The sequence below is a fragment of the Achromobacter pulmonis genome, from assembly GCF_002885955.2.
Lineage (GTDB): Bacteria > Pseudomonadota > Gammaproteobacteria > Burkholderiales > Burkholderiaceae_B > Achromobacter > Achromobacter pulmonis_A.
The window spans coordinates 914,284-933,131 of sequence record NZ_POQS01000001.1 but is presented as its reverse complement, the minus strand read 5'-3'; the positions used below and the strand labels follow the sequence as shown (position 1 = coordinate 933,131).

Genomic DNA, 18,848 nt, shown 5'->3' with positions numbered 1-18,848 from the left:
AAATAGCTGCGTGTATTCGGCAACTGTAGCGCCTACTGTGTCGTCATAGCCAGCGCGGGGTCCGGCAACGGAGCGCGCCGGCCAGACCCCTAAGACGGAGCGTGGAGATGGGCGGGTACGAATACATCGGACTTCAATCGCAGGACGGCGTGGCGACGCTGACGCTGAACCGGCCGGACAAGCGCAACGCGATCAGCGACGCCATGCGCGCCGAACTGATACACGCGCTGGAGGCGGTGGCGCAGGACCGCGCCGTCCGCGCGCTGGTGCTGACCGGCGCGGGCAAGGGCTTCTGCGCCGGCGGCGACATAGCCGGGATGCAGCGCCGCATGGAGGCGCCCGCCGGCGAGGTCGGGTTCAACGGCTGGTCGCGGCAGCAGCGCGTGCATCATGCGGTCAACCTGCTGTTCCGCATGCCCAAGCCGACGATCGCGGCGGTCAATGGCGCGGCCGCCGGGCTGGGCGCGGACACGGCCCTGAGCTGCGATTTCATCGTGGCTTCCGAAGCCGCGACCTTCACCTGGAGCTACATCGCCCGCGGCCTGATTCCCGACGGCGGCGGCATGTATTTCCTGCCTCGCCGCGTGGGCCTGGCGCGCGCCAAGGAGCTGATCTATTCCGGCCGCAAGGTGCAGGCCGACGAAGCGCTGCGGCTGGGCATCGCCGACCGGCTCGCGCCCGCGGGCGAGGAGCTGGGCGCCGCCCAGGCCTGGGCCGCCGAACTCGCGCGGGGCTCGGCCACCGCGCTGGCATTGAGCAAGTCCATCCTGGACCAGAGTTCCGAATTGACGGCCGACCAGGTCTTCGCCATGGGCAGCCAGGCGCAGGGCATCTGCTACACCAGCGCCGAGCACCGCGAGTCGGTGGCCGCGTTCCTGGCCGCGAGGCAGTCCAAATGAGCGCGCTGGAGAAACTGCTGCGTCCGCGCAGCGTGGCGGTGGTGGGCGCTTCGGCCGATCCCGCCAAGACCTCGGGCCGGCCGGTGGCGTACCTGCGCAAGCACGGTTTCCAGGGAGCCATCTACCCCGTGAATCCCAAAGCGTCCGAGATCGACGGGCTGGCCTGCTATCCGGACGTGCGTTCGCTGCCGCAGGCGCCGGACGTGGCCATCGTGCTGCTGGGCGCCGATCGCACGCAGCAGGCCGTGCGCGAGCTGGCCGATATCGGCGCGGGCGCGGCCATCGTGCTGGCCAGCGGCTATTCGGAAACCGGCGAGGCGGGCGCGCGCCGCCAGCGCGAGCTGCGCGAGGCGGCGGGCGCCATGCGCATACTCGGGCCGAACACGATCGGCCTGGTCAACCTGACCGACCGCATCGTGCTGTCGGCCAGCGGCGCATTGGAGATGGACGGCCTGGTCAGCGGCGGCATCGGCCTGGTGTCGCAAAGCGGCGGCATCCTGGGCGCGCTGCTGTCGCGGGCCACGGCGCGCGGCATCGGGTTTTCCAAGCTGATTTCCACCAGCAACGAGGTCGACCTGGACCTGGCGGATTTCGTCGACGCGCTGGCCGACGACCCCGCGACCCGCGTGATCGCGCTCTACGTCGAGAGCATCCGCAATCCCCGGACGTTCCGCGCGGCGGCGCGCAAGGCCGCCCGCGCGGGCAAGCCCGTGGTGGCGTTCAAGATCGGCCGCTCCGACTCGGGCGCGCAGGCCGCGGCCTCGCACACGGGCGCGCTGGCCGGCGCCGACGCCATGTACGGCGCGCTGTTCGAAGAAACCGGCATCATCCGCGCGCAGACGTTTTCCGATCTGCTGGACATTCCCCTGGCCCTGGCCAGCGGACGTCCGCTGGGCGGGCGCCGGGTCGCCATCCTGACCTCGACCGGCGGCGCGGGCACCCTGGTGGCCGACAGCCTGGGCGTGGCGGGCTTCGCGCTGCCCGCGCCCGATGCGCGCTGCGGCGCGGCCTTGCGGGCGCTGCAGACCGGCGACCATGCGGCGCTGGACCGCAATCCCATCGACGTGACGCTGGCGGGCCTGCAGCCCGAACTGCTGCGCGGCGCCATCCGCATCGTGCAGGAGAGCGACCAGTACGACGCGATGGTGGTCATCGTGGGTTCGTCCGGCGTGGCCCGGCCCGAACTGATGGCCGGCGCGCTGAAGGACACGCTGGCGCTTTCGGACAAGCCGCTGCTGGCCTACATCAGCCCGCACGCGCCGCAGGCTGCCGAGACGCTGGGCCGCTACGGCATCCCGGCCTTCCATACGCCCGAGAGCGTCAGCGCCGCCTTGTCGGCCATGTGGCAGGCGCGCCCGCGCGGCCTGCCGGCGCAGGCCGAAGCCGTCGCGCCGGCGCCGCGCGCTCCGGTGGACTGCCCCGGGCAGGGACAGCTGAACGAAGCCCAGGCCAAGGCGCTGTTCGCCCGCTTCGGGATTCCGGGCGTCCGGGAAATCGTGGTGCATACCGAGGAACAGGCCGCCGAGGCGGCGCGGCAGCTCGGGCCCCGCGTCGTGTTGAAGCTGCTGTCCAGCGAGATCACGCACAAGAGCGACGTGGGCGGCGTGGCGGTCGGCGTGCCGGCCGAACACGTGGCGGCCCGCCTGCGGCGGATGGCCGATGACGTGCAGCGGCATACGGGCCGCCGGCCCGACGCCTTCCTGGTCCAGGAGATGGTGACGGGGGCCGCCGAAGTGATCGTCGGGCTGCGCAAGGACCCGCTGGGCGCGGCGATTCTGCTGGGCATGGGCGGCGTCGTCGCCGAACTGATCCGCGACACCACGCTGCTGTTGCTGCCCGAAGACGGCGCGGCGCTGACGCCCGCGCAGGTCGAGGCGGCCTTGCGGCGCCTGAAGACCTGGCCCTTGCTGGACGGCTATCGCGGCCGCGAGCGGGCCGACGTGCCGGCCCTGGTCGAGGCCGTGCTGGCCTTCGCCCGCATGGCGCAGGCATTGCAGGACCGGCTGGCCGAGGCGGAGATCAATCCGCTGTTCGTCAGGCGCATGGGGCAGGGCGTATGCGCGGCCGACGGCGTCGCGGTGCTGGACCATCCCCGTGCGCCTTGAGCGTACGGGCGTTAAAAAACACGAGGAGACGACAATGAACTTCAGCAGCATATCGACGCGATGCGTCCGGGCTCTGGCCGCCGCGGCGGCGGCGGCGGGCGTTCTGGCGGCGGCGCCGGCGCAGGCCGCTTTTCCGGAACGGCCGCTGCGCATCGTGGTGCCGTTCACGCCGGGCGGCGGCACCGACATCGTCGCGCGCCAGTTGGCCAAGGGACTGACCGATGAACTGGGGCAGTCCGTCATCGTCGAGAACCGGCCCGGCGGCAGCACCATCATCGGCACCGAAAACGTGGCCAAAAGCCCGGCGGACGGCTACACCATGCTGATGGCGACCTTCGCCCACGCCGTGAATCCGGCCATGCAGAAAAAGCTGCCCTACGACACGGACCAGGCCTTCGCGGCGGTGGCGATGATAGGCAAATCGCCCAACGTCCTGGTCGTGTCCGCCAAGTCCCGCTTCAACAGCGTGCGGGACATCCTGGCCTATGCCCGCGCCAATCCGGGCAAGCTGACGTTCGGCTCCTATGGCAACGGCACCTCCGCGCACCTGGCGGGCGAGCTGTTCAAGAGCCTGGGCAGGGCCGACATCCTGCACGTGCCGTACAAGGGATCGGGACCCGCCATCAACGATCTGATCGGCGGCCAGATCGACATGATCTTCTCGACCTCGGCCAGCGTCAGCGGCCAGGTCAAGAACCGGCAATTGCGCGCGCTGGCGGTGACGACCAAGAACCGTTCGCCCGCCTATCCGGGCGTGCCGACCGTGGCCGAGTCCGGCGAGCCGGACTACTTCGTCGACAGCTGGTATGGCGTGTTCGTGCCCCAGGGCACGCCCAGGCCCGTCATCGACCGCCTCAACGTCGCGATCAAGAAGGTCTCGACGGACCAGGCGTTCCAGGCGGCGCTGGAATTGGAAGGACTGGCCGCCCAGGTCGGAACGCCCGAGGAGCTGGACGCGTACGTGAAGCAGGAGGAAGCGCGCTGGACCAGGATCGTGGAGCAGGCGGGAATCGCCGAGCAGCCCTAGGCGCGCCGGCCCGGCGGAAAACCCGTTGCGGGGCCGGCCGCCGCCGGCCCCGGCGCTTCAATGCATCTGGCCGTAACGCCCGGCGTTGAAGTCCTGGATGGCCTCGACGATCTCGGCCTGGGAGTTCATCACGAAGGGGCCGTAGCCGACCACCGGCTCGTCGATGGGCTCGCCGCTGAGGATCAGGAACACCGCATCGTTGTTGGCCTCGATGCTGATGTCCTCGCCGTCCTGCGAGAACAGCGCCAGCTGCGCGTCGCGGGCGACGGTTTCGCCGTTGACCAGCACCGTGCCGCGCAGCATCACCAGCATGCTGTTGCGGCCGGCGGCGATCGGGAAGGTCGCCGACTTGCCGGCGCTCATGCGCACGTCCCACACGTCCATGGGCGTGAAGGTGCGCGCCGGCCCCGCGTGGCCCGCGTAGTCGCCCGCGATCACGCGCAGCGTGCCCGCGCCGTCCGGCAGCGCCACCGCCGGGATGTCGGCGTCGAGGATGCTCTGGTAGCCCGCCGGGGCCTTCTTGTCCTTGGCCGGCAGGTTGACCCACAGCTGCACCATTTCCAGTTCTCCGCCCTTGCGGGTGAATTCATGGGAATGGAATTCCTCGTGCAGAATGCCCGAGGCGGCGGTCATCCATTGCACGTCGCCGGGACCGATGACGCCGCCCTTGCCGGTGGAATCGCGGTGCTCGACTTCGCCGCTGTAGACGATGGTCACGGTTTCGAAGCCGCGATGCGGATGCTGGCCCACGCCGCGCGGCTGGTCGGCCGGCTCGAAGCGGGCCGGGCCGGCGTAATCCAGCAGCAGGAACGGGCTGGTGTTCTTGCCCTTGTCGCTATAGGAGAACATAGAGCGCACCGGGAAGCCGTCGCCCACCCAGTGGGGACGGGGGCTGGCATGCAAACCGAGGATCTTCTTCATGGTCGTATTTCCTGTTGCGCGGCCCCATCGGGGCCGTTCGTCATGTCTATGAAGATAAGGGCGCAAGGCCGCTGGCGGTAGTCCCTGCCATTGATAAGCACTGTTCCATAATCTGAACGATGGCGCGGGATTTTGCCGTTGGCGTATTCTGTGGCCATGCAACGTTCCACAGACCCGGCCCGGGCAGGGCATGACGACCGGGTGCAGGGCTTCGCGCCGGTGGCGCGCGCCGATGCGCGCGTCCTGGTGCTGGGCTCCATGCCCGGCGTGGCCTCGCTCAGGCAGGCCCGCTATTACGCGCACCCGCGCAACGCCTTCTGGCCCATCGCGGCCCGCGTTTTCGGCTTCGATCCGGCGCTGGACTACGCGGCCCGGCTGGCCGCGCTGCAGGCGGGCGGGGTCGCCTTATGGGACGTGCTGCAAGCCTGCGAACGCCCGGGCAGCCTGGACGCCGACATCCGCGCCGATACGCTGGTGGCCAACGATTTCGCCGCATTCCTGGAACGGCACCCGGGCATCGCGCGGGTCTGCTTCAACGGCGCCAAGGCCGCCGCGCTGTACCGGCGCCACGTCCTGCCGGGTCTGGACGCCGGGCTGGAATACGTCGCGCTGCCCTCGACCAGCCCGGCCCACGCCGCGGCCTCGTTCGAGCAGAAACTGGCCGTCTGGAGCAGGGCGCTCAGGCCGGCGGACTGACCCGGTGAGGCATTCTGGGGACGGATTCGCGATTAATCCGTCCCCCGTTGATTCATATCAAGCCTCTATATAACCCCGAGTGATAAGTTTATTCACGTAACACTTATGCGCTTGGAGAATCCGTATGCATCCCCCCGCCAGCCCCCCGGAAACGCCTTTGCCGGGTAAACGTGGCTTCCTCAAAGGACTACTCGGGCTGGGGGCGGCGGCGACCGTCATTCCCATCCATGCCGAGGCCGCCGGCCTCAACGGGCAGCCGCCGCGCCGCCCCGGCATGGCGGGCAAGCGCTACGGCATGGTGGTGGACATGCGCAAATGCATCGGCTGCCAATCCTGTACGGTCAGCTGTTCCATGGAGAACCTGCCCCCCATCGGCCAGTTCCGCACCACCGTTCTGCAATACGAGGTCAAGCCCGACGACGGCCCGGCCGCGATGGTGATGCTGCCGCGCCTGTGCAACCACTGCGACAACCCGCCCTGCGTGCCGGTCTGTCCGGTGCAGGCCACGTTCCAGCGCGAGGACGGCATCGTGCTGGTCGACAACGAGCGCTGCGTCGGCTGCGCGTATTGCGTGCAGGCCTGTCCTTACGACGCCCGCTTCATCAACCACGAAACCCAGACCGCGGACAAGTGCACGTTCTGCGAGCACCGGCTGGAGGCCGGCCTGCTGCCGGCCTGCGTGGAAAGCTGCGTGGGCGGCGCCCGCGTGATCGGCGACCTGAACGATCCGGATAGCGCGATTTCGCGGCTGCTGGCCGAGCACAAGGACGAGGTCAAGGTGCTCAAGCCCGAGATGAAGACCGATCCCCACGTCTATTACATCGGCCTGCCCGATGCGTTCGTCCACCAGGTCGACGGCCAGGCCGGCGTGCGGCTGGCCGGCGCCCATTGAAGGGGATATCCATGCAGATCTCCGAATTGCTCACGCCGGTCTACGACGCCGCCTGGCTGCCCTGGGCGGTGCAGTACTTCTTCCTCATCGGCATCAGCGCCACCACGGCGCTGACCGCCGCCTTCTCGGCCTTCGGGCGCGAGGGGTCTTCCGCGCGCCGGCTGCTGCCGGCGGCGGTGGCGGTGCTGCTGGTCAGCGCCATCGCCGCGCCCGTGTCGCTGCTGGCCGACCTGCACCAGCCGGGCCGCTTCTGGCATTTCTATACCCAGCTCACGCCCTGGTCGTGGATGTGGCTGGGCGCGCTGCTGCTGCCGGCCTTCGTGGGCCTGGCGCTGCTGTTCAGCGCGGCCTGGTGGTGGGGCCGCGTCGGCGTGCTGCGCGCGACGGCCGCGCTGCTGGCGCTGTCGGCGCTGTCCATCCTGGTCTATACCGGCGCCGAAGTCATGGTGCTGCGTTCGCGGCCGCTGTGGCATACGGTGTTCCTGCCCGTGAACTTCGCGCTGACCGCCTGGCTGGGCGCGCTGGGCGCCATGTTCCTGATGGGCCGCTGGCTGCCCGGCGGCATGCGCGCCTTGCCGGTGGACATGCTGCGCCGCCTGAGCGTGACCGCCGTGGTGATGATGGCGCTGGGCGCCGGCGCCTGGGCGCTGCTGGGCCTGCTGGGGCTGGACCCGTCGTTCGACGCGGCCCTGCGCCTGTTCGCGCAATTCCCCATCTGGCGCATCAGCCTGGCGGGCGCCGTGATCACGGCCTTCTGCATCATCGCGCTGCTGCAGCGCCCGGCCCGCACGCTGGCCGAGCCGCTGCCCTCGGCCGCGCTGGCGCTGACCATGCTGGCCGCCGCCTGGATATTCCGCTGGGTCGTGTTCATGAGCGTGCAGGGCGTGCCGAAGTATGGCGCCGGCCTCTATCTGTACGACATGCCCTGGGGCAGCGATGGCCTGCTCGGCATGGTGGGCGTGCTGGGCCTGTGCGTGGCGCTGGTCGCCGCCGTGACCTGGGCCCTGGAACTGTTCCCGGCGCGCAAGCCGGGCACGGCATCGGCCTGACGCAAGAACCTGGAAGACGAAGCAATGGACAAGCAACACAAAGACGACAAGCCTGGCGCAGCGCCGGAGCAGCCGCGCGACGAAGCGCGGCGCAAACTGATGGTGCGCGGCGGCCTGGTCGCCGGCGGCATGGCGGCCTTCGCGGCCGGCTACGGCGAAACCGTGGCGCGCGCGGTCAAGGGACTGGCGCAGGGCACGGCCGGCGCGCCCACGGCGCACGCCGTGCGCGGCAATTCGCTGACCCCGGAGTTCCGCATCGACCCGCTGACCGGCGCGCTGAGCGCCCAGCCGGGCCAGACCGTCAGCCCTTCCAGCTGCCTGGGCTGCTGGACCCAGTGCGGCGTGCGGCTGCGCGTCGACACCGAGCAAAACCGCATCCTGCGGGTGGCGGGCAACCCCTACCATCCGCTGGCCACCACCCAGCCGGCCGCGATGGAGACGCCGGTGCGCGACGTCTACGCGCAGCTGGGCGGCGACAACGGACTGGAAGGGCGGGCCACTTCCTGCGCGCGCGGCTCGTCCATGCTGGAGCAGCTGGAAAGCCCCTACCGCGTATTGCAGCCGCTCAAGCGGGTCGGCCCGCGCGGCGCGGGCAAGTGGCAGACCATCTCCTTCGAGCAGCTGGTGCAGGAGGTCTGCGAAGGCGGCGACCTGTTCGGCGAAGGCCATGTGGACGGGCTGCGCGCCATCTACGACCGCGAGACGCCGCTGGACCCGCAGAACCCGGAATACGGCGCCAAGGTCAACCAGCTCCTGTTCACCGATGCCGGCAACGAAGGCCGCACGCCGCTGATCCAGCGCTTCGCCGCGCAATCGTTCGGCACGGTCAACGTCAGCAATCACGGCTCGTACTGCGGCCAGAGCTTCCGCGTGGGCGCGGGCGCCGCGCTCGGCGACCTGAAGGGCATGCCGCATGGCAAGCCGGACTGGGACCACGCGCGCTTCGGCCTGTTCATCGGCACCTCGCCGGCGCAGGCCGGCAACCCGTTCCAGCGCCAGGCGCGCCAGCTGGCCGAGGCCCGCGTGCGTCCGGAAGAAAGCGGCTTCTCGTATGTGGTCGTCTCGCCCATGCTGCCCGCGTCCTCCAGCCTGTCGGCCGGAACGGGCAACGAGTGGCTGCCGGTCAACCCGGCCGGCGACCTGGCGCTGGTGATGGGCATGATCCGCTGGATGCTGGAGCACGAACGCTTCGACGCCCGCATGCTGTCGCAGCCCGGCCCGGCCGCCATGCAGGCCGCCGGCGAGGCGGCCTGGACCAACGCCACCCACCTGGTCGTGGCCGAAGCAGGCCATCCGCGCCAGGGCAGTTTCCTGCGCGGCGCCGACCTGGGCTGGCCGCGTCCGGCCGACGCCGACGAGAAGTGGGAAGACGTGTACGTGGTGCGCCTGGAAGACGGCACGCTGGCGCCGCACACCTCGGCCGTGCCGGCCGCGCTGTTCGTGGACCAGGCCGTGGCCGCGCCCGGCATGCAGGGCGCGCCGCAGTCGCTGCGCGTGCGCTCCTCGCTGTCGCTGCTGCGCGAGGAAGCGCGCCGCAAGACGCTGGACGAGTATGCCGAACTGAGCGGCGTGCCGGCCGCGAAGATCGCCTCGCTGGCCGAGCGCTTCACCAGCCACGGCAAGCAGGCCGTGGCCGACGCGCACGGCGGCACCATGAGCGGCGCGGGCTTCTATACCGCGTACGCCATCGCCATGCTCAACACGCTGGTGGGCAACCTGAACGTGGAGGGCGGCCTGCTGCTGGACGGCGGCCCGTTCCCGCCCTACGGCCCGGGGCCGCGCTACAACATCGCCGGCTTCGCCAACCGCGCCGCGCCCAAGGGCGTGCCGCTGTCGCGCAACCGCTTCCCGTACGAGAAGTCCAGCGAATTCAAGCGCAAGCAGGCCGCCGGCCAGCCCGTCTATCCGGCCGAAGCGCCCTGGTATCCGGCCACTGGCGGGCTCAGCTCCGAGATGCTGGCCTCCGCGCTGGCGGGCTATCCGTACCGCGCCAAGGTCTGGTTCAACCACATGGGCAACCCGGTCTACGGCGTCGCCGGCTTCCGCAACGTCGTGGCCGACAAGCTGAAAGACCCGCGCCTGCTGCCGCTGTCGGTGTCGATCAATCCCTTCATCAACGAAACCAACGCGCTGGCCGACTATATCGTGCCCGACACCGTGACCTACGAAAGCTGGGGCGTGTCGGCGCCGTGGGCCGACGTGGTGGCCAAGGCCTCCACCGTGCGCTGGCCGGCCGTGCAGCCGCGCGTGGCGCGTACGGCCGGCGGCGAGCCGGTGTGCCTGGAGACCTTCCTGATCGCCTGCGCCAAGCGGCTGGACATGCCGGGCTTCGGCGCCGGCGCGATCTCGGACAAGGAGGGCGGCAAGTATGCGCTGGACACGCCCGAGGACTTCTTCCTGCGCGGCATGGCCAATATCGCGTTCGCCGCGGGCCGCCCGGTGCCCGAGGCCAGCGACGAAGACATGGCGCTGACCGGCGTGGACCGCTACAAGGACCTGCTGCAGCAAAAGCTCAAGCCGGGCGAGTGGCGCCAGGTCGCGATGCTGATGAGCCGCGGCGGCCGCTTCGACAAGATGGAGGACGCCTGGGTCGGCGAGGGCGCCGCGCGCCGCCTGCGCGCGGCCTATGCCAAGCCGCTGACGGTCTGGAGCGAGGAGCTGGCGGGCTTTCACCATTCGCTCACCGGCGAGCGCTACAGCGGCTGTCCGACTTGGTATCCGACGCGCCTGGCCGACGGCCGCGACATGCGCGCCGAATACGGTAGGCAGGAATGGCCGTTCCTGCTCAGCTCGTTCAAGTCCAACCTGATGAGCTCCATGTCCATCGGCGTGAGCCGCCTGCGCCAGGTGCATCCGCACAACCCGGTGTCGATCAACCGCCAGGACGGCGAGCGCCTGGGCCTGCGCAACGGCGATCCGGTGCGCATCGTGACGCCGGGTGGCGCGGTCACCGGGCTGGCGCTGCTGCGCGACGGCATCCAGCCGGGCGCGGTCGGCATCGAGCACGGCTACGGCCATACCGAGCTGGGCGTGCGCGCGCATATCGTGGACGGCAAGCCCATGCCGCACGATCCGGCGCTGAGCGCGGGCGTGAACCTGAACGACCTGGGCTTCGGCGACGCCACGCGCGGCGCGCACGCCAACGTCTGGATCGACTGGGTCTCGGGCGCGGCGGTGCGCCAGGGCCTGCCGGCCCGCATCGAGCGCGCCTGACGCTAGCGCACGACGGTATCGGCCACCAGGTCGACGCCGTCGCTGGGCACGGCCACGCCGGCCAGCGCGCCGCCCAGGTCTCCGGGCCGGGCGGCCGCCGCGCCCGCGCGGCTTACCCGGATCTCCACGCGCACCTTGCTGGCGCCCGACAGGGTCGCCTGCGGCGACATCGCGCTGCTGTCGTCGAGCACGAAATCGCGCGGCAGGTCGGAGACCTGCATCTGCAGGATCGCCAGCGGCATGCGCGGGCCGTCCTCCGGCCGCGCCAGGATGAATACGGTATCGGTGGGCTGGACCTGCGCGCGCAGCGCATCGGCGATGCGGGCGCGTCCGCTGATGCGGGCCTTGGCCGTGGCCGCGGCGGCCGCGTTCGGCGCCGCGCCCTTGGCGGCCGCGGCCGGCGGCGAACCCGTCGCCATGGCGCGCGCCTGCGCGATATTCGATTGGATCTGGCGCGCCGCTTCCGAGTCGGGCGGCAGCCGCGCCTGCAGGCGCTCCCAGTGCGCCAGCGCCTCGGCCGCGTCGCCGCGGCGCAGCGCCATCATGCCGGCCAAGGCCAGGGCCTTGGGCTGGTCGGGCTGGGCCGCCAGGGCCTGCGCGACGGCGGCGATCGATTCCGCGTCAGGCGCGCCCTGGTTGGCCGACAGCAGCGCGTCGGCCAGGTCGGCCAGCACCGCCGGCTGGTCCGGCGCCAGGCGCAGCACCTGCCGGTAGGCGGCCACCGCGTCGCTGTAGCGTCCCAGGGTTTCGTAAGAGCGCGCCAGCACATACCAGCCGTCGGGGTCGTCGGGGGCGGACCGCAGGCGCCGGGCCAGCGCGTTGATCGCCATCGCCATATCGTCGTTGGAGGCGCCCGCGTGCGGCTCGGCGGCGGCCACGACCGCGGCCGCGCTGGCCGCCGCGCGCGGATTGCCCAGCTGGCCGTAAAGCAGCACCGCCGCCACCGGAATCAGCACGCTCAGCAGGCAGGCGGCCGCCACGCCGGCGCGCTGGCCGGCCCACGGCGCGGCGCGGCTGCGGCGCAGCGCCAGGTCCTGCAGCAGGTCGCGCTGCAGTTCCTCTTCGGCGCGGGCCCGGGCCTCGGGGCTGAGACTGCCGTTCTTCAGGTCGCGCTCCAGCTGCTCGCGCTGCGCCAGGTAAAAGGCGCGCACACTGGCCTCGGCGGCCTGCGCCGCCGGCGCGCGGCGCAGCAGCGGCGGGATCAGGCAGAGCAGGGTCGCCAGCAGCAGCACGAGCACGGCAATCCAGAGCGCGGTCATGAGCCGGTGTCCAGGAAACGGGCGGCGCGTTCGCGCTCGTCGGCGGTCAGCGGCGCGCGCGCGCCGGCGCGGCGCCTGAGCGTGCGCAGCAGCACGGCGAAGCCCAGCGCCAGCAGCGCGAACGGGCCCAGCCACAACAGCCAGGTGATCGGCTTGAACGGCGGGTCGTAGCGCACGAAGTCGCCGTAGCGCTCCTCGAAGAAACGCATGATCTGCGCATCGGTCCTGCCGGCGGCCAGCTGGCCGCGGATCAGGTCGCGCATGTCCTGCGCCAGCGGCGCGTTGGATTCGGCCAGGGTCTGGTTCTGGCACACCAGGCAGCGCAGGCCGTGCGCCAGCTTGTCGGCGCGCTGCTCCTGTTCGGCCGACAGCGCCGGCGCGGCCGCTGCCGGGGCCTGGACCTGGGCCTGCGCCTGCGCCTGCGCCAGGACCAGCGCCAGCGCCGCGAGCATGGCCGCCGCCTTCATTGCAGCGCCTCGATCACGGGCAGCATGCGGGCGCTCCAGATCTCGGGCGTGATGAGGCCGAGCTGCCTGTAGCGGATGCGTCCTTGCTTGTCGATCACGAAAGTCTCCGGCACGCCGTACACGCCGTACTCGATGCCGATGCGGCCGTCGGCGTCGCTGGCCGAGGCGATGTACGGGTTGCCGTTGCGCGCCAGCCAGGCGGTGGCGTCGTCCGGCTTGTCCTTGTAGTTCAGGCCGTACAGGGGGATGCCGTGGCGCTGCGAGACCTCGCGCAGCACCGGCAGTTCGTCGCGGCAGGGGCCGCACCACGACGCCCACACGTTCAGCAGCCAGACCTGCCCGCGCAGCGCCTGCACGTCCAGTTTCCGGTCCGGCGCCAGCAGCACCGGCAGGCCGATGGCCGGGGCCGGCTTGTCTATCAGGACCGAGGGCACCGCGCGCGGATCGCGCGACAGCCCCATCGCCAGGAACACGGCCATCGCCAGGAAAGCGGCCAGCGGCAGCAGGTAACGCAGCATCAGGCGCCCTCCCGGGTGGGCGCGGCCACCGGCGCGGGCATGCGCGCCTGCGCCTCCAGCGCGCGGCGGTAGCGCTTGTCGCCGGCCGCCAGCAGCCCGCCCAGCGCCATCAGGATGCAGCCCGACCAGATCCAGGTCATGAAAGGCTTGACCTGCAGGCGCACCGTCCAGGCCTGATCGCCCACCGGTTCGCCCAGCGCCACGAAGAGGTCGCGGGTAAAGCCGCTGTCGATGTCGGCCTGGCTGAGCGCCATGTCCTGCACGGTGTAGAGACGCTTTTCCGGATAGAGCGTGGTCACCGGCCTGCCGTCGCGCGTCACCGTGAAGACCGCGCGCTGCGCGCTGTAGTTGGGGCCGGCGGCCGGCCCCAGGCCGGCGAAGGTGAAGCGGTAGCCGCCGGCCTCGCGCGTCTCGCCCAGCGCCAGCCGCAGTTCCTGCTTGACCTCGTAGCCGTTGGCCAGCGTGACGCCGGCGATGAATATGCCCACGCCGGCGTGGGCCAGCAGCATGCCATACCAGGCGCGCGGCTGGCGCCCCAGGCGGCGCAGCCAGTGGCCGTCGCCGTCGGTCAGGCGCTGCCAGGCATGGGCGGCGGCGCTGGCCACCGACCATGCCGCCAGCCACAGCCCCAGTATCACCATGGGCGAGCCCAGCCGCGCCGGGCCGGGCATGGCCAGCGGTAGCAGCACGGCGGTGGCCACGCTGACGGCGAAGGCCGCGCGCAGGCGCCGGCCCAGGTCCGGCAGTTCCGCCTGCTTCCAGCGCGCCACCGGCCCCACGCCCATGAGGAAGATGGCCGGCGTCATCAGCGGCACGAACACGGCCTCGAAGTAGGGCGGGCCGATGGAGATCTTGCCCCACTCCAGCACGTCCAGCACCACCGGATACAGCGTGCCCAGCAGCACCGAGCCGGCCGCCACCGTCAGCACCACGTTGTTCGACAGCAGCAGCGATTCCCGCGACAGCAGGGCGAAGCCGCCGCCCAGGCCCACCGTGGGCGCGCGCCAGGCATACAGCGTCAGCGAGCCGCCCACGATCAGGGTCATGAACCCGAGTATGTACAGGCCGCGGCCCGGGTCGACCGCGAAGGCGTGAACCGAGGTCAGCACGCCCGAGCGCACCAGGAAGGTGCCCAGGATGCTGAGCGAGAAGGCGCAGATGGCCAGCAGCACCGTCCAGCTGCGGAAGGCGCCGCGGCGCTCGGTCACGATCAGCGAATGGATCAGGGCAGTGCCGGCCAGCCAGGGCATGAACGAGGCGTTTTCCACCGGGTCCCAGAACCACCAGCCGCCCCAGCCCAGCACGTAGTAGGCCCAGGCGCTGCCCAGCAGAATGCCTACGGTCAGGAAGGTCCAGGCCGCCAGCGTCCACGGCCGCACCCAGCGCGCCCACATCGCGTCCAGCTCGCCGGACAGCAGCGCCGCGATGGCGAAGGCGAAGGCCACGGAAAAGCCGACATAGCCCATGTACAGCATGGGCGGATGCACGATCATGCCCGGGTCCTGCAGCAGCGGATTCAGGTCGCGCCCGGCCATGGCCGGCGGCATCAGGCGTTCGAACGGATTGGACAGGAACAGCAGGAACAGCAGAAAGCCCACGCTGATCCAGCCCATCACGGCCAGCACCCGTCCCACGAAAGGCAGCGGCAGCCGGCGGCTGCACATGGCCACCGCCAGCGTCCAGGCGGTCAGCAGGTACAGCCACAGCAGCAGCGATCCCTCGTGCCCGCCCCATACCGCCGCGAACCGGTAGCCGGCGGGCAGGTCGGCATGGGAATTGGCGGCCACGTACAGCACCGAGAAATCGTTGTCCACGAAGGCCCAGGCCAGGCAGCAGAAGGCCACCGTGGTCAGGCCGAACTGCCCGACGGCGGCCGGCCGCGCCACCCGCAGCCCGGCCTGCCAGCCGGTGGCCGCGCCCACCAGCGGCAGTATGCCCTGGGCCAGCGCCGCCAGCAGCGCCAGGATCAGGCTGAACAGGCCGATCTCCGGAATCATTGCGCCTCCCGCATCAGATGGGCGGGCGCGGCGCCGGCGCGCTTGATGGCGTCGGCCGCTTCGGGCGGCATGTAGTTCTCGTCGTGCTTGGCCAGCACCTCGGTGGCGCGGAACACGCCGTCGGCGCCGAGCTTGCCGGCCACCACCACGCCCTTGCCCTCGCGGAAAAGGTCCGGCAGCAGCCCCTGGTAGCTCACCGGCACGGTGTGCGCGGTGTCCGTCACCACGAAGCTCAGCGTCAGGCCATCGGCCTCGCGCCGCAGCGACCCCTGTTCGACCAGGCCGCCCACGCGGAAGCTGCCGCTGGCCGGCGCTTCCCTGGCCACCACCTGGGTCGGGCTGAAGAAGAACACCAGGTTCGATTGCAGCGCATTGAGCACCAGCGCGGCGGCCAGGGCCAGCAGCCCCAGGCCGCCGGCGATCGCCAGGGCGCGGCGCTTGCGCGGGCTCATGGGCGACCTCCGCCGGGTTGCGCCTGCCGCGCCGCGCGCCGGGCGCGGGCGCGGCGCCACAGCACGAACGCTTCGACGCCGATCAGCGCCAGCGTCACGCCGTAGGCGCCCAGCAGGTAAGGGCCGTGGCCCTGCATCGAGAACAGCGCGTCCCAGCTCATCGCGCCTCCCGCGCGGCGCGCCCGATGGCGGCCGGCTCGCGCTCGGCGATGATGCCGCGCACGCGCGCCAGCCCGGCCGCCGCGCTGTAGAGCCAGAACGCGGCCACCATCAGCAGCATCGCGGTGACCATGATGCCGGCCATGCTGGGCGCGGCGGTCAGGTTGATGGAAGCGCCCTGGTGCAGGGTGTTCCACCAGCGCACCGAGAAATAGATGATGGGCACGTTGATCACGCCGGCCAGCAGCAGGATGGCGCCGCCGCGGTCGGCGCGCTGGGCGTCGTCGCAGGCGGCCTGCAGCGCCATGAAGCCCAGGTACAGGAACAGCAGGATCAGCTCGGACGTAAGGCGCGCGTCCCAGACCCACCACGTGCCCCAGGTCGGCTTGCCCCACAGCGCGCCGGTCCACAGCGTCAGGAAGGTGAACAGCGCGCCGGTGGGCGCCAGCGCCCGCATCATCATGAACGACAGGCGGGTGTTGAAGACCAGGCCCAGCGCCGCGTACAGCGCCATCACCAGGTACAGGAACATGGACATCCAGGCCGCCGCCACGTGGATGAACAGGATGCGGTAGACCTCGCCCTGCTGGCTGTCGGTGGGGGCCACGGCCAGGCCCACGACCAGCCCGGCGCCGCCCAGCAGCGCCGCGGCCAGCGCCAGCCACGGAATCAGCCGTCCGGCCAGCGGGTAGAACAGCGCCGGCGAGGCGTAGCGCAGCCAGGACGCGCCGGCGGCGGGATATGAGTTGAGGGGCGGATTCTGCATGGCGTCAGTCCAGCGCCACGCGCAGCGCCGCCGAGGCGCTCCAGGGGCACAGCAGTATGGCCAGGCACAGGCCCGCGCCCAGCAGCGACAGCTGCGGGCCGGCGCCCATGCCGTCATGGGCGGCCGACACCGCGCCGGCCCCGAAGATCAGCACCGGCACGTACAGGGGCAGCACCAGCAGGGGCAGCAGCGCGCCGCCGCGCAGGCCCAGCGTCAGCGCCGCGCCCAGTCCGCCCACCAGCGCCAGCGTGGGCGTGCCCAGCAGCAGCGACAGCGCCAGGATGCCGATGGCCTGTGGCGGCAGGCCGAACTGCAGGGCCAGCACCGGGCTGGCCAGGATCAGCGGCAGGCAGCTGCTGAACCAGTGTGCGGCCAGCTTGGCGCCCACCAGCAGCGGCAGCGGATGCGGCGACACCAGCAGCTGTTCCAGCGCGCCGTTCTCGTAATCCTGCGCGAAGGGGCGGTTCAGGGTCAGCAGCACGCCGAGCAGTGCGCAGACCCACAGCACGCCCGGCCCGATGGCCGCCAGCAGCGCCGGGTCGGGTCCTACCGCCAGCGGGAACATCGAGCCCGCCACGACGAAAAACAGGGTGGCGCCCAGCGTATCCGCCGGCCGTCTCCAGGCCTGCCGGATCTCACGTAACGCCAACTGCGACAGCGTGCCCAGCATCCGCGTAGTCATCCATGTCCAGGGTTTGGGTTTGCGCCGCGGCCGTGCCCGGCTCGCGGTGCGAGGCCACCACGGCCGCGCCGCCGGCGGCCAGATGGGCTTGCAGCGCGGCGTGCAGCTGCGCCAGGCTGGGCGCGTCCAGGCCGGCGTCGGGCTCGTCCAGCAGCCACAGCGGCTTGGCGCCCAGCACGATGGCCGCGAGCGCCAGCCGCCGGCTCTGCCCCTGGGACAGGCGCCGGGCGGGCACGTCGGCGCAGCGCTCCAGGCGCCAGCCGCGCAGGGTCTCGGCAATGCGCGGCGCCGCCTGCGGCGTGCCGGCGACGTGCAGCGCGTAGCGCAGGTTCTCGGCCGCGGTCAGTTCGGCGCACAGGCCATTGCCATGCGCCAGGAACGCCATGCCGGCGTGGTACGCCGGCAGGTCGCGGCGCGCGTCGGCGCCGCGCCACAGCACGCTGCCGGCCTGCGGGCGCAGCAGCCCGGCCAGGGTGCGCAGCAGGCTCGTCTTGCCGCTGCCGTTGGCGCCGCGTACGTGCAGCAGCTGGCCGGCGTACAGCTCGAAATCCACCGGCGCCGCGCCGCCGCGGCGGCCGACCAGGCCGCGCGCGCCCAGCATGGGCGGCGGCGCGTCAGCGGGCCGCACGCGCGACCTCTTTGCCCGCCTCCGGCGCGGCCCCCATCGAAGCGCCGCCCGGCCCCATGTTGGGCAACTGGTGGGCGATGCCCTTGTGGCAGTCGATGCAGGTCTTGCTCTTGTCGGCCAGATAGGTGGAATGCATGTTCTGCGCGCGCACGCTCTGGCGCGTGAAGTCCATGTAGTCGTAATTGTGGCAGTTGCGGCATTCCAGCGAATCGTTGGCCTTGAAGCGCGCCCATTCGTGCTGCGCCAGTTCGAGCCGCTTGTCGACGAACTTCTCGCGCGTGTCGATGGTGCCGAAGATCTTGCCCCACACCTCCTTGGAGGCCTGCATCTTGCGCGCGATCTTGTCGGTCCAGTTGTGCGGGACGTGGCAGTCCGAGCACAGCGCCCGCACGCCCGAGCGGTTGGTGAAGTGGATGGTGCCCTTGAGCTCGGCGTATACGTTGTCGCGCATCTCGTGGCAGCCGGTGCAGAACTTCTCGGTGTTGGTGAGCTCCATGGCGGTGTTGAAGGCGCCCCAGAACAGGATGCCGCCGATGAACCCGCCCACCGTCAGGAAGCCCAGGCTGAAATGCACGCTGGGCCGGCGGACGATGTTCCAGTAGCGCTTGATGAGTTTGACCATGGCAGCCTCCCGCGCCTTACTTCTTGTCGGACGCCGGAGCCGTCAGGCGCTTGAGGATCACGTCTATGTCCTGGTAGGTGTTGCTCACCAGCGGCTTGGCCTCGGCCTGCGGCACGTGGCATTGCACACAGAAGTAGCGGCGCGGCGACACCTCGGCCAGCACGTTGCTGTCGCGGTCCATGTAGTGGGTCACGCTCAGCGGCGGCGCCTGGGTCTCCTCGGTGTTGACGCGCGCGTGACAGGCCAGGCAGCGGTTGAAGTTCTTGTCGATCTGGTAGCCGTCGATCTTGTGCGGGATGGTGGGCGGCTGCATCGAATACGTGCGCATCCGCTTGATGTCCTTGTTCTCGATCGGGCTGATGAGCGGCGGATCGGTCTCCTGGGCGACCGGCGTCGGCCCGCGCATCGGGTCTTCCAGTTCCAGCGGCGGCGCGGCCCAGGCGGCGGTGGCGAGGACGGCGCACAAGGTGAGGGTGAGGGCGCGTAGCTTCATGGC

The 18,848-nt window shown here is 71.1% G+C and carries 19 protein-coding genes; 7 read left to right on the top strand and 12 right to left on the bottom strand.

Annotated features, from left to right (window positions below; genetic code table 11):
* Positions 1-107: 107 nt before the first annotated feature.
* Genes C1I89_RS04300 through C1I89_RS04290 form a run of 3 tightly spaced genes read left to right on the top strand, consistent with a single transcriptional unit; the run spans position 108 to position 4,031 of the window.
* Positions 108-899 carry an enoyl-CoA hydratase/isomerase family protein gene (locus C1I89_RS04300; RefSeq protein ID WP_102771521.1) on the top strand — a complete coding sequence of 264 codons (792 nt, stop codon included), beginning with the start codon at positions 108-110 and terminating at the stop codon, positions 897-899.
* Positions 896-3,004 carry an acetate--CoA ligase family protein gene (locus C1I89_RS04295; protein ID WP_102771520.1) on the top strand — a complete coding sequence of 703 codons (2,109 nt, stop codon included), beginning with the start codon at positions 896-898 and terminating at the stop codon, positions 3,002-3,004. Before C1I89_RS04300 ends, C1I89_RS04295 begins: the two co-directional genes overlap by 4 nt.
* A gap of 34 nt (positions 3,005-3,038) precedes the next feature.
* Positions 3,039-4,031 carry a tripartite tricarboxylate transporter substrate binding protein gene (locus C1I89_RS04290; RefSeq protein WP_102771519.1) on the top strand — a complete coding sequence of 331 codons (993 nt, stop codon included), beginning with the start codon at positions 3,039-3,041 and terminating at the stop codon, positions 4,029-4,031.
* A 57-nt stretch (positions 4,032-4,088) separates the two neighbouring features.
* Here the strand turns inward: C1I89_RS04290 and C1I89_RS04285 are convergent, their stop codons facing one another.
* On the bottom strand, positions 4,089-4,952 hold the full coding sequence (locus C1I89_RS04285) for a pirin family protein (RefSeq protein ID WP_102771518.1): 864 nt from the start codon (positions 4,950-4,952) through the stop codon (positions 4,089-4,091).
* A 156-nt stretch (positions 4,953-5,108) separates the two neighbouring features.
* Here C1I89_RS04285 and C1I89_RS04280 point away from each other — a divergent pair, with 156 nt between their 5' ends.
* The 4 genes from C1I89_RS04280 (at position 5,109) to C1I89_RS04265 (ending at position 10,802) form a co-directional block, all read left to right on the top strand.
* Complete coding sequence (locus C1I89_RS04280; protein ID WP_102771859.1) at positions 5,109-5,648, top strand: DNA-deoxyinosine glycosylase; 540 nt, start codon at positions 5,109-5,111, stop codon at positions 5,646-5,648.
* 124 nt (positions 5,649-5,772) lie between these two features.
* Positions 5,773-6,540 carry a sulfate reduction electron transfer complex DsrMKJOP subunit DsrO gene (gene dsrO, locus C1I89_RS04275; RefSeq protein ID WP_102771517.1) on the top strand — a complete coding sequence of 256 codons (768 nt, stop codon included), beginning with the start codon at positions 5,773-5,775 and terminating at the stop codon, positions 6,538-6,540.
* Positions 6,541-6,551: 11 nt separating this feature from the next.
* Positions 6,552-7,589, top strand: a complete 1,038-nt coding sequence (nrfD, locus tag C1I89_RS04270) for an NrfD/PsrC family molybdoenzyme membrane anchor subunit (protein ID WP_102771516.1) — start codon at positions 6,552-6,554, stop codon at positions 7,587-7,589.
* Positions 7,590-7,613: 24 nt separating this feature from the next.
* Positions 7,614-10,802: a tetrathionate reductase subunit A gene (locus tag C1I89_RS04265; protein WP_102771515.1), complete on the top strand. Its 3,189-nt coding sequence runs from the start codon at positions 7,614-7,616 to the stop codon at positions 10,800-10,802.
* A gap of 2 nt (positions 10,803-10,804) precedes the next feature.
* Here C1I89_RS04265 and ccmI read toward each other — a convergent pair whose 3' ends face one another.
* From ccmI to C1I89_RS04210, 11 genes are read right to left on the bottom strand one after another with little or no spacing between them, the layout of a single operon-like run.
* A complete protein-coding gene (gene ccmI, locus C1I89_RS04260; RefSeq protein WP_102771514.1) occupies positions 10,805-12,061 on the bottom strand; it encodes a c-type cytochrome biogenesis protein CcmI in 1,257 nt (418 codons plus the stop codon).
* The gene (locus C1I89_RS04255) at positions 12,058-12,528 is read right to left on the bottom strand and encodes a cytochrome c-type biogenesis protein (RefSeq protein WP_102771513.1); all 471 of its coding nucleotides are present in this window, start codon (positions 12,526-12,528) and stop codon (positions 12,058-12,060) included. Before C1I89_RS04255 ends, ccmI begins: the two co-directional genes overlap by 4 nt.
* Positions 12,525-13,046 carry a DsbE family thiol:disulfide interchange protein gene (locus tag C1I89_RS04250; protein WP_102771512.1) on the bottom strand — a complete coding sequence of 174 codons (522 nt, stop codon included), beginning with the start codon at positions 13,044-13,046 and terminating at the stop codon, positions 12,525-12,527. The genes C1I89_RS04255 and C1I89_RS04250 overlap by 4 nt, the downstream gene beginning before the upstream one ends.
* Positions 13,046-15,043 carry a heme lyase CcmF/NrfE family subunit gene (locus C1I89_RS04245; RefSeq protein ID WP_102771511.1) on the bottom strand — a complete coding sequence of 666 codons (1,998 nt, stop codon included), beginning with the start codon at positions 15,041-15,043 and terminating at the stop codon, positions 13,046-13,048. Before C1I89_RS04245 ends, C1I89_RS04250 begins: the two co-directional genes overlap by 1 nt.
* Positions 15,040-15,495, bottom strand: a complete 456-nt coding sequence (gene ccmE / locus C1I89_RS04240) for a cytochrome c maturation protein CcmE (protein ID WP_102771510.1) — start codon at positions 15,493-15,495, stop codon at positions 15,040-15,042. Before ccmE ends, C1I89_RS04245 begins: the two co-directional genes overlap by 4 nt.
* On the bottom strand, positions 15,492-15,656 hold the full coding sequence (ccmD, locus tag C1I89_RS04235; protein WP_102771509.1) for a heme exporter protein CcmD: 165 nt from the start codon (positions 15,654-15,656) through the stop codon (positions 15,492-15,494). The genes ccmE and ccmD overlap by 4 nt, the downstream gene beginning before the upstream one ends.
* Positions 15,653-16,420: a heme ABC transporter permease CcmC gene (gene ccmC, locus C1I89_RS04230; protein WP_102771508.1), complete on the bottom strand. Its 768-nt coding sequence runs from the start codon at positions 16,418-16,420 to the stop codon at positions 15,653-15,655. The genes ccmD and ccmC overlap by 4 nt, the downstream gene beginning before the upstream one ends.
* Positions 16,421-16,424: 4 nt before the next feature.
* Complete coding sequence (ccmB, locus tag C1I89_RS04225) at positions 16,425-17,090, bottom strand: heme exporter protein CcmB (RefSeq protein ID WP_102771507.1); 666 nt, start codon at positions 17,088-17,090, stop codon at positions 16,425-16,427.
* Positions 17,056-17,730, bottom strand: coding sequence for a heme ABC exporter ATP-binding protein CcmA (gene ccmA / locus C1I89_RS04220; RefSeq protein WP_102771506.1), 675 nt, complete (start codon positions 17,728-17,730; stop codon positions 17,056-17,058). Before ccmA ends, ccmB begins: the two co-directional genes overlap by 35 nt.
* Positions 17,717-18,352 (bottom strand): cytochrome c3 family protein, encoded by a 636-nt coding sequence (locus C1I89_RS04215; protein WP_102771505.1) that lies wholly within the window; start codon positions 18,350-18,352, stop codon positions 17,717-17,719. The genes ccmA and C1I89_RS04215 overlap by 14 nt, the downstream gene beginning before the upstream one ends.
* A 16-nt stretch (positions 18,353-18,368) precedes the next feature.
* Entirely contained in the window at positions 18,369-18,845 is a 477-nt protein-coding gene (locus C1I89_RS04210) for a nitrate reductase cytochrome c-type subunit (protein WP_102771504.1), read from the bottom strand.
* Positions 18,846-18,848: the final 3 nt, after the last annotated feature.

Excerpts from the sequence above, each read along its gene's own strand:
- C1I89_RS04300 (WP_102771521.1), top strand. The coding sequence starts at position 108 with ATGGGCGGGTACGAATACATCGGACTTCAATCGCAGGACGGCGTGGCG.
- C1I89_RS04295 (WP_102771520.1), top strand. The coding sequence starts at position 896 with ATGAGCGCGCTGGAGAAACTGCTGCGTCCGCGCAGCGTGGCGGTGGTG.
- C1I89_RS04290 (WP_102771519.1), top strand. The coding sequence starts at position 3,039 with ATGAACTTCAGCAGCATATCGACGCGATGCGTCCGGGCTCTGGCCGCC.
- C1I89_RS04285 (WP_102771518.1), bottom strand. The coding sequence starts at position 4,952 with ATGAAGAAGATCCTCGGTTTGCATGCCAGCCCCCGTCCCCACTGGGTG.
- C1I89_RS04280 (WP_102771859.1), top strand. The coding sequence starts at position 5,109 with ATGCAACGTTCCACAGACCCGGCCCGGGCAGGGCATGACGACCGGGTG.
- dsrO (WP_102771517.1), top strand. The coding sequence starts at position 5,773 with ATGCATCCCCCCGCCAGCCCCCCGGAAACGCCTTTGCCGGGTAAACGT.
- nrfD (WP_102771516.1), top strand. The coding sequence starts at position 6,552 with ATGCAGATCTCCGAATTGCTCACGCCGGTCTACGACGCCGCCTGGCTG.
- C1I89_RS04265 (WP_102771515.1), top strand. The coding sequence starts at position 7,614 with ATGGACAAGCAACACAAAGACGACAAGCCTGGCGCAGCGCCGGAGCAG.
- ccmI (WP_102771514.1), bottom strand. The coding sequence starts at position 12,061 with ATGACCGCGCTCTGGATTGCCGTGCTCGTGCTGCTGCTGGCGACCCTG.
- C1I89_RS04255 (WP_102771513.1), bottom strand. The coding sequence starts at position 12,528 with ATGAAGGCGGCGGCCATGCTCGCGGCGCTGGCGCTGGTCCTGGCGCAG.
- C1I89_RS04250 (WP_102771512.1), bottom strand. The coding sequence starts at position 13,046 with ATGCTGCGTTACCTGCTGCCGCTGGCCGCTTTCCTGGCGATGGCCGTG.
- C1I89_RS04245 (WP_102771511.1), bottom strand. The coding sequence starts at position 15,043 with ATGATTCCGGAGATCGGCCTGTTCAGCCTGATCCTGGCGCTGCTGGCG.
- ccmE (WP_102771510.1), bottom strand. The coding sequence starts at position 15,495 with ATGAGCCCGCGCAAGCGCCGCGCCCTGGCGATCGCCGGCGGCCTGGGG.
- ccmD (WP_102771509.1), bottom strand. The coding sequence starts at position 15,656 with ATGAGCTGGGACGCGCTGTTCTCGATGCAGGGCCACGGCCCTTACCTG.
- ccmC (WP_102771508.1), bottom strand. The coding sequence starts at position 16,420 with ATGCAGAATCCGCCCCTCAACTCATATCCCGCCGCCGGCGCGTCCTGG.
- ccmB (WP_102771507.1), bottom strand. The coding sequence starts at position 17,090 with ATGCTGGGCACGCTGTCGCAGTTGGCGTTACGTGAGATCCGGCAGGCC.
- C1I89_RS04215 (WP_102771505.1), bottom strand. The coding sequence starts at position 18,352 with ATGGTCAAACTCATCAAGCGCTACTGGAACATCGTCCGCCGGCCCAGC.
- C1I89_RS04210 (WP_102771504.1), bottom strand. The coding sequence starts at position 18,845 with ATGAAGCTACGCGCCCTCACCCTCACCTTGTGCGCCGTCCTCGCCACC.